The organism is Streptomyces sp. NPDC050448 (assembly GCF_040655295.1).
Taxonomy (GTDB): Bacteria; Actinomycetota; Actinomycetes; order Streptomycetales; family Streptomycetaceae; genus Streptomyces.
In genome coordinates, this window is the sequence record NZ_JBFAJR010000001.1 from 428658 (window position 1) to 442169 (window position 13512).

14 protein-coding genes are annotated in these 13512 nt (G+C 73.1%); 4 read left to right on the forward strand and 10 right to left on the reverse strand.

Features of this window, described 5'->3' with window-relative positions:
- Nucleotides 1-70 precede the first annotated feature (70 nt).
- Nucleotides 71-754: a TetR family transcriptional regulator gene (locus AB0I68_RS02000; RefSeq protein WP_363175209.1), complete on the forward strand. Its 684-nt coding sequence runs from the start codon at nucleotides 71-73 to the stop codon at nucleotides 752-754.
- Here the strand turns inward: AB0I68_RS02000 and AB0I68_RS02005 are convergent.
- Together AB0I68_RS02005 and glnA are read right to left on the reverse strand one after the other, a co-directional pair.
- On the reverse strand, nucleotides 726-1043 hold the full coding sequence (locus AB0I68_RS02005; RefSeq protein ID WP_363175210.1) for a MazG-like family protein: 318 nt from the start codon (nucleotides 1041-1043) through the stop codon (nucleotides 726-728). The genes AB0I68_RS02000 and AB0I68_RS02005 overlap by 29 nt on opposite strands.
- A gap of 104 nt (nucleotides 1044-1147) precedes the next feature.
- Complete coding sequence (glnA, locus tag AB0I68_RS02010) at nucleotides 1148-2557, reverse strand: type I glutamate--ammonia ligase (RefSeq protein WP_363175211.1); 1410 nt, start codon at nucleotides 2555-2557, stop codon at nucleotides 1148-1150.
- A 184-nt stretch (nucleotides 2558-2741) separates the two neighbouring features.
- On the opposite strand from glnA, the gene AB0I68_RS02015 reads away from it, so the two are divergent.
- Complete coding sequence (locus AB0I68_RS02015; protein ID WP_363175212.1) at nucleotides 2742-3209, forward strand: RDD family protein; 468 nt, start codon at nucleotides 2742-2744, stop codon at nucleotides 3207-3209.
- A gap of 111 nt (nucleotides 3210-3320) precedes the next feature.
- Here the strand turns inward: AB0I68_RS02015 and AB0I68_RS02020 are convergent, their stop codons facing one another.
- The 5 genes from AB0I68_RS02020 to AB0I68_RS02040 all read right to left on the reverse strand — a co-directional run bounded on the left by AB0I68_RS02020 (nucleotide 3321) and on the right by AB0I68_RS02040 (nucleotide 6819).
- Nucleotides 3321-4019, reverse strand: a complete 699-nt coding sequence (locus AB0I68_RS02020; RefSeq protein WP_363175213.1) for a DUF4191 domain-containing protein — start codon at nucleotides 4017-4019, stop codon at nucleotides 3321-3323.
- Nucleotides 4020-4029: 10 nt separating this feature from the next.
- The gene (locus AB0I68_RS02025) at nucleotides 4030-4227 is read right to left on the reverse strand and encodes a hypothetical protein (RefSeq protein WP_054225563.1); all 198 of its coding nucleotides are present in this window, start codon (nucleotides 4225-4227) and stop codon (nucleotides 4030-4032) included.
- Nucleotides 4228-4605: 378 nt separating this feature from the next.
- Nucleotides 4606-5553, reverse strand: a complete 948-nt coding sequence (lipA, locus tag AB0I68_RS02030) for a lipoyl synthase (protein WP_363175214.1) — start codon at nucleotides 5551-5553, stop codon at nucleotides 4606-4608.
- Nucleotides 5554-5662: 109 nt separating this feature from the next.
- Complete coding sequence (lipB, locus tag AB0I68_RS02035) at nucleotides 5663-6463, reverse strand: lipoyl(octanoyl) transferase LipB (RefSeq protein ID WP_363175215.1); 801 nt, start codon at nucleotides 6461-6463, stop codon at nucleotides 5663-5665.
- Nucleotides 6464-6540: 77 nt separating this feature from the next.
- Nucleotides 6541-6819, reverse strand: a complete 279-nt coding sequence (locus AB0I68_RS02040) for a hypothetical protein (RefSeq protein ID WP_363175216.1) — start codon at nucleotides 6817-6819, stop codon at nucleotides 6541-6543.
- Between the two features lie 172 nt (nucleotides 6820-6991).
- On the opposite strand from AB0I68_RS02040, the gene AB0I68_RS02045 reads away from it, so the two are divergent.
- On the forward strand, nucleotides 6992-8434 hold the full coding sequence (locus tag AB0I68_RS02045; protein WP_363175217.1) for a regulator: 1443 nt from the start codon (nucleotides 6992-6994) through the stop codon (nucleotides 8432-8434).
- Between the two features lie 125 nt (nucleotides 8435-8559).
- Here AB0I68_RS02045 and AB0I68_RS02050 read toward each other — a convergent pair whose 3' ends face one another.
- From AB0I68_RS02050 to AB0I68_RS02060, 3 genes are all read right to left on the reverse strand, one after another.
- On the reverse strand, nucleotides 8560-9816 hold the full coding sequence (locus AB0I68_RS02050; RefSeq protein ID WP_363175218.1) for an FAD-dependent oxidoreductase: 1257 nt from the start codon (nucleotides 9814-9816) through the stop codon (nucleotides 8560-8562).
- Nucleotides 9817-10107: 291 nt separating this feature from the next.
- A complete protein-coding gene (locus tag AB0I68_RS02055; protein WP_363175219.1) occupies nucleotides 10108-11001 on the reverse strand; it encodes a TIGR01777 family oxidoreductase in 894 nt (297 codons plus the stop codon).
- Between the two features lie 500 nt (nucleotides 11002-11501).
- On the reverse strand, nucleotides 11502-12203 hold the full coding sequence (locus tag AB0I68_RS02060) for a VIT family protein (RefSeq protein ID WP_363175220.1): 702 nt from the start codon (nucleotides 12201-12203) through the stop codon (nucleotides 11502-11504).
- An 89-nt stretch (nucleotides 12204-12292) separates the two neighbouring features.
- On the opposite strand from AB0I68_RS02060, the gene AB0I68_RS02065 reads away from it, so the two are divergent.
- On the forward strand, nucleotides 12293-13477 hold the full coding sequence (locus tag AB0I68_RS02065; protein ID WP_363175221.1) for a PP2C family protein-serine/threonine phosphatase: 1185 nt from the start codon (nucleotides 12293-12295) through the stop codon (nucleotides 13475-13477).
- Nucleotides 13478-13512 lie beyond the last annotated feature (35 nt).

The following is a 13512-nucleotide window of genomic DNA, read 5'->3' on the forward strand; positions in this document are numbered from 1 at the left end:
CGGGATGACACGTTTTGCCAGAGTGTCAAAGCATGCAATCTCGGGCGGGCGCGGGAGGTAGGCTTCACCCGTGAGATCCCCTCGTCCGTACGCTCCCCAGGCCGGCCCCGGAGCCCAGTCGCTGACCGAGCGCCGCAAGGCCGCCACCCAGCTCGACATCGCCCGCGCGGCCTGCGAACTGTTCGCCGAGCACGGTCCCGACGGCACCACCGCCGAGGACATCGCGCACCGGGCCGGCGTGGCACTGCGCACGTTCTACCGGTACTTCCGCAACAAGCAGGAGGCCGTGGCCCCGCTGCTCGCCGGCGGCGGCGACGCCTGGCGCGCCCTGCTCGCCGAGGAGGACCCCGGCACCCCGCTCGGCGAGGCCCTGGAACGCGCGGTGACCCGCTCGCTCAGCGACTCCCAGGCGGTGGAGGAGGGCCTGGAGGTGACCCGCGGCCTGCTCCGCGCGGCCCAGGCCGACGAGGCGCTGCGCGCGGTCTGGTACCGCGTGAACCAGGACTCCGAGGAGCGCCTGGTCCCGGTGATCGCCCGACTGGCCGGCGTGGACGCCGACCCCCTGGGCATCCGCCTCCTCGCGGCGGCCGCCACGGACGCCATCCGCATCTCCCTGGAACTCTGGTCGACCACGGAAGCCCCGGTCGCGGGCCCCGGCTCCCCACCGGAACTCGCGGTCCGCTGCCTGCGCGACCTGACGGGCGCGATGCCGCTGCTGCGCAAGGTCAGAGGAAACGGTCAGACTTCAGCCTGAGCTGCTCGGAGAAGAACGCGGCGGCATCGGGCCGCATCCGGGCCAGGGCCACCATCGCGGTCACGATGACATCGGCGACCTCGGCCTCCACGTCGTTCCACGTGTGCGAGGTGCCCTTGCGCGGATTGGTCCCCTTGGCCCCGATGACGGCCTGCGCCGCCTCCCCGAACTCCTCGCCGATCTTGAGGATCTGCAGGGTCACACTCTCCTCGTGCGCCATCCCCCGCTCCCGGTCGTACGCATCGAACCGCGCGGCGAGGGCACCAACGGTCTTCCACTGATCGTCCATGCCCCGAACCTAGCCGGAAAACGGCGGAGCCCCGCCCCTCTCCGAGGAGAAGGGCGGGGCTCCGCAAGACCGGCCGATCAGCGGCCGGCCGTCAGCTCTGCGACTTAGATGTCGAAGTAGAGCTCGAACTCGTGCGGGTGCGGGCGCAGGGCGATCGGGGCGATCTCGTGCGTGCGCTTGTAGTCGATCCAGGTCTCGATCAGGTCCGGGGTGAAGACACCGCCGGCCAGGAGGTACTCGTGGTCGTCCTCCAGGGCCTTGAGGACGTCCTCGAGGCTGGTCGGGACCTGCGGGACGCTCGCGTGCTCGTCCGGGGAGAGCTCGTAGAGGTCCTTGTCGATCGGCTCCATCGGCTCGATCTTGTTCTTCACACCGTCGAGGCCGGCCAGCAGGAGGGCCGAGAACGCCAGGTACGGGTTCGAGGACGGGTCCGGGGCGCGGAACTCGACGCGCTTCGCCTTCGGGTTCGAGCCCGTGATCGGGATGCGCATGGCGGCGGAGCGGTTGCGCTGCGAGTACACCATGTTGACCGGCGCCTCGAAGCCCGGGACCAGGCGGTGGTAGGAGTTCACCGTCGGGTTGGTGAACGCCAGCAGCGACGGGGCGTGCTTGAGGATGCCGCCGATGTAGTAGCGCGCGGTGTCCGACAGGCCCGCGTAGCCGGCCTCGTCGTAGAACAGCGGGTCGCCGTTCGCCCACAGCGACTGGTGCACGTGCATGCCCGAGCCGTTGTCACCGAAGATCGGCTTCGGCATGAAGGTCGCGGTCTTGCCGTTGCGCCAGGCGACGTTCTTCACGACGTACTTGAAGAGCATCAGGTCGTCGGCCGCGGCGAGCAGCGTGTTGAACTTGTAGTTGATCTCGGCCTGGCCGCCGGTGCCGACCTCGTGGTGCTGGCGCTCGACCTGGAGGCCCTGGGCGTCCAGCTCGAGGGAGATCTCGGCGCGCAGGTCGGCGAAGTGGTCGACCGGGGCGACCGGGAAGTAGCCGCCCTTGTAGCGGACCTTGTAGCCGCGGTTGTTCTCCTCGGAACCGGTGTTCCAGGCGCCGGCCTCGGAGTCGATGTGGTAGAAGCCCTCGTTCGCGGTGGTCGCGAAGCGCACGCTGTCAAACACGTAGAACTCGGCCTCGGGGCCGAAGTACGCGGTGTCGGCGATGCCGGTGGAGGCGAGGTAGGCCTCGGCCTTCTTCGCGACGTTGCGCGGGTCGCGGCTGTAGGCCTCGCCCGTGATCGGGTCGTGGATGAAGAAGTTGACGTTCAGCGTCTTGTCACGGCGGAACGGGTCCAGGCGCGCGGTCGTGATGTCGGCACGCAGAGCCATGTCGGACTCGTGGATCGCCTGGAAGCCGCGGATCGAGGAGCCGTCGAAGGCGAGCTCCTCCGCCGGGTCGAATGCCCGAGCCGGGATGGTGAAGTGCTGCATCACACCAGGCAGGTCGCAGAAGCGGACGTCGACGAACTTGACGTCGTTCTCCTCGATGTACTGCTTCACTTCGTCGGCGTTCTGGAACATCCAACTCCTCCTACTCCCGACCCCGGGGCAGGGCGGGCTTTATAGCTCGTGGTGCGTCAGTGCGGTGCCGCACGCTGACCCGACCATAAGCAGGCGGGATTTCTCAAGCATGACCCATTTGTTTCGCACAAGTTAACCAGGGTCCCGCCGGAATGCCGTGGAGCCGCACAGGTACCGTGTTCGGGTGGACAACAGGCAAGCACTCGGATCCTGGCTCTCCGGCCCCCGCGCGGCCGCCGAGGACATGGGCGTCGACTTCGGCTACCCGGGCCGGCGGCTCGGCCTGCCCCAGGAGGGGCCCGGCTCCGCGGCCCGGTTCGGGCGCCGGCTCGGCGGTGTCGCCATCGACTGGATCGGCTGCCAGGTGATCGCATACGGGCTGATCACGGGCGGCAACGCGACCGCCACGGGCAACTGGACGCTGGCCCTCTTCGTGGTGCTGAGCATCCTCACCGTCGGCACCGTGGGATTCACCCCCGGGAAGCGGCTCGTGGGCCTGCGGGTCGTCGCGCTGGACGGCGGCCGCCTCGGCCTCGGCCGGGTCGTGCTGCGCACGGTGCTGCTCGCCCTCGTCATCCCGGCGCTGGTCTGGGACCGGGACGGGCGCGGCCTGCACGACCGGCTGGCCCGCGCCGTCCAGGTGAGGATCTGACCCGCCCGCAGCAATACGCACAGGGGCGCCCCCGAAGCCGTTCGGCTCGGGGGCGCCCCTGTGTCGTACGCGCGGTGCGTTGTGCGTTAAGCGTTGTATACGAAAAGCGGGTCAGCGCATCTTTCCGCCGCGCGGCATCCGCATGCCCTTGGGCATCGGGCCCTTCGGCAGCGGCATGTTGCTCATGAGATCGCCCATGGCACGCAGCTTGTCGTTGACCTGGGTGATCTGCGGGCCGTCCAGCACGCGCGGCAGCTTGAGCAGCGTCGTGCGCAGCTTCTTCAGCGGGACCTCGCCCTCGCCGGTGCCCACGATGAAGTCGTGCACCGGGACGTCCGGCATGATCCGGGCCAGCTTCTTCTTCTCGGCGGCGAGCATCGGCTTCAGCCGGTTCGCGTTGCCCTCGGCGATCAGTACGACGCCGGCCTTGCCCACGGCCCGGTGGACGATGTCCTGGCTCCGGTTCATCGCGATGGCCGGGGTGGTGCTCCAGCCCCGTCCCACGTTGTCCAGTACGGCCGCGGCCGCGCCCGGCTGTCCCTCCATCTGCCCGAAGGCAGCCCGCTCGGCCCGCCGTCCGAAGACGATCGCCATCGCGAGGAACGCCACCAGGAAGCCCAGAATGCCCAGGTAGACCGGGTGGTCGATCAGGAAGCCGATCGCAAGAAAGACACCGAAGGTGACGATTCCCACGCCCGCGACGATCAGACCGACCTTCGGGTCGGCCTTGCGCGTCATCTTGTACGTCAGGGCGATCTGCTTCAGTCGCCCGGGGTTCGCAGCAGTCTCTGCGTTTGACTTCCTCGCCATACAGCGAAGTTTACGTGGCCTGCGGGGTCCGGGTCGCCGCGGCCTCGAGTACGTGCTCGGTTTCGACCCGGTCCTTGGCCCGGCGGCGGTCCTCGAGGACGGCGGTCCATGCATTGCGGCGGGCGCCGCTCATGAGCAGCGACTCGAAGCCCCGGAAGGCGTCGGTGAACGACGGAATGGCGATGGCGCGTACGGGCGCGGCCTGCATGATGTCGATCCCTTTCACGGTGCTCACGGTGCTCATCGGGGGGCTTGGGGTGCGCGGCGGGGTGGGTCGGCGGTGCGCGGCGGTGTGCGCGGTGCGTGGACCCATCGTCACTGACTGGTGTTACCAGGGCATGACCGGTCGGTCAAACGGTGATGAAACATTTACGCGGCCCGCCGGGCTCTTCGTTACAAAGAGCCTAGGGGCCGCGTGGATGCGGTGTTACTGATTGGTAGGACTTTGTGCGTGAGTTCACACAGTCCGTGTGGTAGCGCGCGTCACACCGTCGCGCGCTTCTCCCCGCCTGCGGTCGAGCTCCGCCTCGGCACCGCTCCGGCCGAGTGCCCGCCCTCGTACCTCGGGCGGACCCTCGACCTGCGCTCAGACTCGGCTGCGCTTCTCCATCGCCTGCTGGTAGAGGCGACCCGCCCGGTACGAGGACCGGACCAGCGGGCCGGACATCACACCGGAGAAGCCGATCTCCTCGGCCTCCTTCGCCAGCTCCACGAACTCGTCCGGCTTCACCCAGCGCTCGACGGGGTGGTGCCGCGGCGAGGGCCGCAGGTACTGGGTGATGGTGATGAGCTCGCAGCCGGCCTCGTGGAGGTCCTTCAGCGCCTGCGAGACCTCCTCGCGCTCCTCGCCCATGCCGAGGATCAGGTTCGACTTGGTGACCAGGCCGTAGGCGCGCGCCCGGGTGATCACGTCGAGCGAGCGCTCGTAGCGGAAGCCGGGGCGGATCCGCTTGAAGATCCGCGGCACCGTCTCGACGTTGTGCGCGAAGACCTCGGGGCGGGAGGCGAAGACCTCCTCCAGCAGCTCCGGGACCGCGTTGAAGTCGGGGGCCAGCAGCTCGACCTTGGTGCGCCCGCCCTCGCGGCCCGCCGTCTGCCCGTGGATCTGGCGCACGGTCTCGGCGTACAGCCAGGCACCGCCGTCGGCCAGGTCGTCGCGCGCGACGCCGGTGATCGTGGCGTAGTTCAGGTCCATCGTGACGACCGACTCGCCGACGCGGCGCGGCTCGTCCCGGTCCAGGGCCTCGGGCTTGCCCGTGTCGATCTGGCAGAAGTCACAGCGCCGGGTGCACTGGTCGCCACCGATGAGGAAGGTGGCCTCGCGGTCCTCCCAGCATTCGTAGATGTTCGGACAACCGGCCTCCTGGCACACCGTGTGCAGTCCTTCGCCCTTCACCAGGGCCTGCATCTTGGTGTACTCGGGACCCATCTTCGCCCGGGTCTTGATCCACTCGGGCTTGCGCTCGATGGGGGTCTGGCTGTTCCGGACCTCGAGGCGCAGCATCTTGCGTCCGTCGGGTGCGACTGCGGACACGACCGGCTCCCTGTGACTTCGATTCTTCGGCGCCCACCAGGGTACGCCCGTAAATTCGTACGCTCTTACGTCGGCCAACCGGTGGACGGCCGGACCCATTCCCCGGCCGCTAGGCGCCCGCCACCTGCTCGATCTCCCGGGGCCGCAGCTCCGCGTGCTCCAGTACGTCCTTCAGGTGCCGTTCGACGACCGGCAGCACCTCGGCGATGGTGACCTCGCGGCCCAGTTCGTACGAGAGCGAGGTCACACCGGCGTCCCGGATGCCGCAGGGCACGATCCGGTCGAACCACGTGTTGTCCGGGTTCACGTTGAAGGAGAAGCCGTGCATCGTGACGCCCTTGGCGACCCGGATGCCGATCGCGGCGAGTTTGCGGTCCTCGCGGCGCTGGCCGGCGTTCGACGGGGCGTACTCGGGACCGTTGAGCCGGGCGTCGAACTCGTCGTCGCCGATGCGCGGGTCGAAGTCGAGGCTGAGGCCGCCGATCCTGGGGCGCTCCTGCACCGGGTCGCCGAGCACCCACACGCCGGAGCGGCCCTCGACCCGGGTGGTCTCCAGGCCGAACTCGGCGGCGGTGCGGATCAGCGCCTCCTCCAGCCGGCGCACGTGCGCGACGACGTCGACCGGACGGGGCAGCTTCATGATCGGGTAGCCGACCAGCTGGCCCGGGCCGTGCCAGGTGATCTTGCCGCCGCGGTCCACGTCCACGACGGGCGTGCCGTCCAGCGGGCGCTCGTTGTCCGCGGTGCGCCGGCCGGCGGTGTAGACGGGCTGGTGCTCCAGCAGGAGGCAGGTGTCGTGTATCTCGTCCGCGAAGCGCGCGGCGTGGACCCGCCGCTGCTCCTCCCAGGCCTGGGTGTACTCGACGTAATCGGGTCCGAAGCCCAGATGGACAAACCCAAGCTCAGCCACCGCAGCGCCTCCTCGTTGAACCTGCCGTGTGCACGTATCGCACCCAGCCAAGAGTACGGCGGCCGGTTCCCGCCCCCTCAGCCGCCCGCCGGCGGCCCCTCCGCGGGGCCCGGCGGCAGCGGCCTGGGCCGCCTGCGGCCCCGGGGCGGCCGGTCCGGGTCCTCGTCGGCGCGCGGCAGCCGCCGGTGGCCCTCCGAGTGGTCGTTGACCCAGCCGCAGACCCCGCACGCGTACCGGCCGTCCAGACCCGCGATGTACGTGCCGCACCGCCGGCACTCGGCTTCGGTGAGCTCGGGCGCGGGCAGCGGCGCGGTGGCGTCGGCGGAGGGCTCCGCCCTCGTGGGCCTGCGGGTCATGTCGCGCAGCGTACGCGGACGGAGGGGTCGGTCCGTAAAGGGCCCTACCGGTTCTGCACACGATCGGATGAATGTGGGGCAGAGGGGGCGGTACGAGCGAAGTTCGCCGCTACATTCACGCCGTTCACAGGGCCGGGACTCCGGTCCGTCACGTCAGGAAACCGTGGAGCCGATGACGGAACGACCTGCCCAGCGCGTCCCCAACCGGCAGCTCGCGGCGCTGATCGCGGAAGCCGGGTTCTCCAACGCCGGTCTGGCCCGCCGCGTCGACCAGCTCGGCCTGGAGCACGGTCTCGATCTGCGGTACGACAAGACCTCCGTGACCCGATGGCTGCGCGGGCAGCAGCCGCGCGGGACCACTCCGGCGCTGATCGCGGAGGTCTTCACCCGGCGCCTGGGACGGCGGCTCTCCGCGCAGGATCTGGGCCTGGACGCCTGCGCGCCCGTCTACGCCGGTCTGGAGTTCGCGGCCACCCCCGAGGAGGCGGTGGACATCGCCAGCGGGCTGTGGCGCAAGGACTCCGGCTCCCACGCCGAGCTGCGGAAGATCGCGTTCACCCCCGCCGGGCTGGTCGTGCCCAGCCGGGACTGGCTCATCGGGCGGGCCGACGAGCGCGTGGGCCGCGGCGCGGACCCGGCGGCCGCGGCCCGCGTGCCGGTGCAGGGCCGGGCCTCGGTGCCCCGGCAGCGGCAGATCGACCGGGGGCCCGGCCAGCGGGTGACCAGCGGGGACATCGCGGCGCTGCGGTCGGTGAGCGAGCTGTTCCGGACCCTGGACCAGGCCTACGGCGGCGGGCACGCCCGGCAGGCCCTGGTGCGCTACCTCGAGCACGAGGCCGAGCCCATGCTCCGCGGCACCTACGGGGAGACCACCGGGAGGCGGCTCTTCTCGGCCGCCGCCGACCTGACCCGGCTCGCGGGCTGGACCTCGTACGACATCGCCGCGCACGGACTCGCCCAGCGGTACTTCGTGCAGGCCCTGCGCCTCGCGCAGGCCGCCGGGGACCGGCCGTACGGCTCGTACGTGCTGGTGACCATGAGCCGGCAGGCCGTCTACCTCGGCCACGGCCGGGAAGCCGTGCAGCTGGCCCGCGTCGCGCAGCAGGGCGTCGGCGCCGGGCCGCCGCCGGTGGTGCAGGCGCTCCTGCACGCGGCGGAGGCCCGCGGGCACGCGGTGCTCGGCGAGGTCCGGGCGGCGACGGCCTCGCTGGTGCGGGCCGAACGCGCGCTGGGCGGGGCCCGGCCCGGGGACGACGTACCGCACTGGGCGCGGCTGTTCGACGAGGCGCAGCTGGCGGACGAGTTCGGACACTGCCACCGGGACCTCCAGCAGTACCGGGCCTCGGCGCAGCACGCGGAGCGCTCGCTCCAGCTGCGCGCACCGGGGTTCGCGCGCTCGCGGCTGTTCTGCCGGGTGGTGCTGGCCACGGCCCGGCTGGGGCTGGGTGAGCTGGACCAGGCGTGCGCGCTGGGCGCGGAGGCGGCGCAGCAGGCGATGGAGATGCGATCGGTGCGCGCGGTGGAGTACGTACGGGACTTCGAGCGCCGGCTGGAGCCGTACCGGGACGCCTCGGCGGTGCGGACGTACCGGGACCGGGTCGCGGCGCTGTCGTGAGGCGACGACGGCACCGAGGCCGACGCGGTCAGGCGGTCGGAGGGGTCGGAACGGTCGGAGCGGTCGGAGGGGTCAGGCGTGGGCCCGGTTCCGCAGGGGGGAACCGGGCCCTGGCACGGTGGTTCTCAGGCCACCGCCGCAACGGAGGGCTCCGCGCTCGCCGGGAGCCGGATGCCGAAGTCGCGCAGGACGGCCGTGGCGGCGCGGCGGGCCGAGTGCAGCGCCCCCTGGACGGTGTTGGAGTCGCGGTGGTCGCCGCACACGTACAGCCCGGCCAGGACCCGGACCGGACGGCGCAGGTCGTAGGGCGGCGGCATCGCGGGTACGGCCTCCGGGGTGTGGTGGACGGCCAGCAGCTCCCAGTCCCGGGTGCCGGTCTCGTACAGCCGGGCGAGGCGCGAGGAGACCGTGCGCATGGGCGGCGGCGGGCCGAGCACGGTGGTGGTGACCAGGCTCCGGCCGGCCGGGGCCCGCGTCGGGTCGACCGCGCTCATCACGGCGGTGTGGGCGACGGGCCACCTGGGATCGCCGTCGAGCAGGAGCGAGCCGTCCCACGGAAGCGGGGCGGCGGTGGCGTGGTGGATGACGGTGACCTCGTGGAAGTCCGGCACCCGCAGCCCCGGCAGCAGTCCGGCGGCGGCCCGCGCGCCGGTGGCCAGGACGGCCGAGCGGCAGCTGAAGTCGCCGTGCTCCTCGGTGGTGACCAGGTTGGTCGCCACCGACCGGACCCGGACCCCGGTGCGCACGGTGCCGGGCGGCAGCCCGGCTGCGAGCAGCTCGGGCAGGGCCGCGGCGCCGCCCTCGGGCACGGCGAGCCGGCCGCGGGCGAAGGTGCGCAGGGCGAGGTCGGCGACCCGGCTGGAGGTGGTGAGCTCCGGATCGCGGAGCAGGGCGGCGAGCAGGGGCCGCAGGGTCGTGCCGAGGCCCCGGGAGCGCAGGGCGGCGAGTGCCGTGCGCTCGGGGCGGGCCAGTACGCGGTCCACGGGCAGGGCGGCGAGCCGGCCGAGGTAGGCGCTGAGCCGGGCCTGGTCGAAGGAGCCGCTGGCCAGCGCGCGGGCCGGGGTCAGCGCTCCGGCGCGCAACTGCCTGCCGTCCGTGTGGACGAGCGCCCCCGGCGCGAAGGGACGCAGGACCAGACCGGCCAGGCCGGGGGTCCGATCGAGCTCCGTGTACGAGGTGTTGAGCAGCTGCCCGATCCGGTCCAGCCGGAATCCGTCGACCTGCTCGGTGGCCATCCGGCCGCCGGGATCGTCGGCGGCCTCCAGAACGGTGACCGTGACCCCTGCTGCGATCAGGTGGTGTGCCGCCGCGAGTCCTGAGACTCCGGCTCCTACGATGACGACGTCCGCATGCTGTGCGGCGCGGTGTGAGCTGCTGAGCACGTGCCCCTCCCCGAGGTCGGCGCGGCTGTGTGGGAATCCTCCTTCCCCCAACGAGCTCCAGGGGAACCTGAGTTCGATGGGGTATTGCGGTCAACTACGGTCGCACGGCGGTCGCATCCGGGTCACAAACGGTCGCACGGGGGTGGGGCGCGCGCTGCCGGGCGGTTCGGGCAGGGCCCGGCGGCGCCGCGCGCGGCGCGGAGCCGCGGGCGCGGGCGGGGCGGGGGGCGCAGGCGGGGCGGAAGGCGCAGGCAGGGCGGGGGCGCAGGCAGGGCGGGGGTGAGCCCGGTTCTACCGGCCGAGCGCGGCCCGGATCGCCTCGTCGATCCCCGGGTACCGGAAGGTGAACCCGGTCTCCAACAGCCGGGCGGGCCGCACCCGCTGACTGCCGAGCACGTCCCCGGCGAACTCCCCCAGCACCACGCGCATGGCCGGCGCCGGTACGGCGAACAGCGTCGGCCGGTGCAGTACGCGGCCCATCGCGGCGGTGACCTCACGGTTGGTCAGCGGCTCGGGGGCGGTCAGGTTGACGGGGCCGGACAGCTCCGGGGTGTCGATGGCATGCCGCAGGGCGGCGATCTCGTCGTGCATGGAGATGAAGGACCAGTACTGCCGGCCGTTGCCGAGCCGGCCGCCGATCCCGGCCCGGAAGATCGGGAACAGCTTGCCCCAGGCCCCGCCCTCGGCGGCGACCACCAGTCCGGTCCGGGCGAAGACGGTCCGTACGCCGGCCTCTTGGGCGGGGGCCGCGGCCGCCTCCCACTCGACGCAGACCTCGGGCAGGAAGCCCCGCCCTGCCGGGGCGTGCTCGTCGACGGCGCGGTCGCCGGTGTCGCCGTAGTAGCCGATGGCGGAGCCGCTGACGAAGACGGCGGGCGGCTCGTCGAGCGCGGCGATCGCCCGGGCGAGCGCGTCGGTGCCGCCGACCCGGCTGTCCCGGATCTCCTTCTTGTACGCGGCGGTCCACCGGTGATCGCCGACCCCGGCCCCGGCGAGGTGGACGACGGCCGCGCAGCCGGCGAGCCCGGTGGGGCCGACGTACCCGCACCGCGGGTCCCAGGTCGCCTCGTCGGGTGCGGCGGCCGTGCGGCGCACGAAGCGGACCACGTCGTGGCCGTCTGCGCGCAGGGACCGTACGAGGGCCTTGCCGATGAGGCCGCTGGAGCCGGTGATGGCGATACGCATGCCCCCATGATGCAGGTCCGCCGCGCGGCGCATCCGGTGGCGCTGCGCGAGCCTTCTCCCCCGCCCCGTCCCGTTCCCCGAGCTCCGCCCGGACCCGCCCAGGCACAGCGCCGCCGCCGCGGGCCGACCCGAACCCCACAGGCCCAAACACCACGCCGGGACGTCCGGGCGCGGCGCCGCTGCCGGGGGTCGGCCCGGAACCTCACAGGCCCCCGCACCACGCCGGGGCGTGCGTGCGCCGCCGCCGGGAGCCAGCCCCCGAACCCCACAGGCCCCGCACCGCGCACGGGACGTCCGCGTGCGGCGCCATCGTTCGGGGCCGGCCCCGAACCCGAGAGGCCCCCACCGCGCCCGGGACAACCGAGCACGGCGCCGCCGCCGGGAGCGGCCCGGAACCCCGCAGCCCCCGCACCGCGCCCGGGGCGTCCGGGGGGGGTGGTGCCGTTGTCGGGGGCCCGCGCGGGCCGGCCCGCGGGGTCTCCGCGCCGGGGCGTCCGGGATCAGGTGGTGCCCAGCCAGGTGCCGACCGCGTACGTGACCGTCATCGCCAGGGCGCCCCCGGCGACATTGCGCAGGACTGCCCGGAGGGCAGGCGCGCCGCCGAGCCGGGCGCTGGTCACCCCGCACAGCGTGAGCGCCCCCAGCACCGCCACCACCGTCACCGGCACCCGCTCCGACGCCCCCGGCAGCGCGATCGCCAGCAGCGGGAGCAGCGCCCCCACCGTGAACGCGACCAGGCTCGCGAACGCCGCGTGCCACGGGTTGACCAGCTCGTCGGGATCGATCCCGAGCTCCACCCTCGCGTGCGCCTTCAGCGCGTCCCGCTCCGTCAGCTGCTCCGCCGCCTCCCTCGCCAGCTCCCGGCTCAGCCCCCTGGCCCGCAGCAGCTCGGTCAGTTCCTCCAGCTCCGCCTCCGGCTCCGCCGCCAGCTCCTGCCGCTCCGTCTCCAGCGCGGCCCGCTCCGAGTCCCGCTGGGAGCTCACCGAGACGTACTCCCCCGCCGCCATCGACAGCGACCCCGCCAGCAGCCCGGCCACCCCAGCCTCCAGGATCGACGTGCGCGAGGTGGTGGCCCCGGCCACGCCCACCACCAGGCCTGCGGTGGAGATGATCCCGTCATTCGCGCCGAGCACCCCCGCGCGCAACCAGTTCAGCCGCGTGCTGATCGCCGCGCTCTGCTCCGCCCCGTCCGCATCCGTCACGGGACCACTGTCGGCGCCCGGACCCCGCAGGGCCACCCGGCGGGCCGGTCCGGCGTGCGCGGCCCCGGCCCCCGTACCAGGGTGGAAGGGTGAGACGCCGACGCGAGGAGCCTGGCTGGCTGCAAGGAAAGCCGCCACCACGCTGGGCGCGGCTCGCGCCCGCGGTGGCGCTGGTGGTGCTGGTGCTCGCGCAGCGCATCACCCCGGGCGACATCGAGCTGGGCTTCTTCCTCGCGGGCCTGCCCCCGGTGGCGGCCTTCGCGTACGGGGCGGCCGGGACGGCCGTCTTCGCCACGCTGGTGCTCTTCCTGCTCGGGGCGCCGTGGATCGAGGTCGCGCACGCCCACGGGACGGATCTGGCCACGGTGGCCGCGATCGGGCTGCTCAGCGTGGTGATCGCCTGGGTCCGGCGGCGCCGCGACGCGCAGCTGGTCAGTGTGCGGACCGTCGCGGAGGCGGCCCAGCTGGCGGTGCTGCCGCCGGTGCCGGACCGGGTCGGTCCGGTGCGTTGCGCCGGGCTGTACCGGGCCGCCCAGCGCGGCACGCTGGTCGGCGGGGACCTCTACGACGTACGGATCGGGCCGTACGGGGTGCGGGCGCTGGTCGGGGACGTGCAGGGGCACGGTCTGGCCGCCGTCGGCACGGTGGCGGCGCTGCTCGGCGCCTTCCGGGAAGGGGTCCTGGACGATCCGGAGCTCGCGGGGGTGGCCGCCCGGCTGGACCGCAGGCTCCTGGCGGACACCGCGGGCCCGGCCGGCTCGGGCGGCCCGGCCGGCCCGGCGGACACCGCGCGCCCGGCGGACTCGGCGGACTCGGCGGACTCGGCGGACTCGGCGGGCGCCGCCGTCGAGCATCCGGAGCTCTTCGCGACGGCGCTGCTGCTGGAGTTCCCGCCCGGGCTGGACCTCGTACGGATCATCTCGTGCGGGCATCCGCCGGCGCTGCTGCTGCGGGCGTCCACCGTGTCGGAGGTGGCCGTGGAACCGGGCCCTCCGCTGGGGCTCGGGCTCGCCGGATCGGACCTCGCGGTGGTGGCCGGCGTACCGCTGCTGCCGGGCGACCGGCTGCTCGCGCACACGGACGGGGTAACGGAGGCCCGGGATGCGGCGGGCGACTTCTACCCGCTGGCCGCCAGGGTCCCGGGCCTCTCGAAGGACCCGGCGGGCCTGGTCGAGGCGGTGTGGCAGGACCTGGTGGCGTTCACCGACGGCGGCCCCCGCGACGACGTGGCCCTGCTGGTGCTGTCGATTCCGGACGCCGCGGAGCCCGTATGACTCTGTGAGACCCGGCGCCGCAGAGCTCAGGAGCC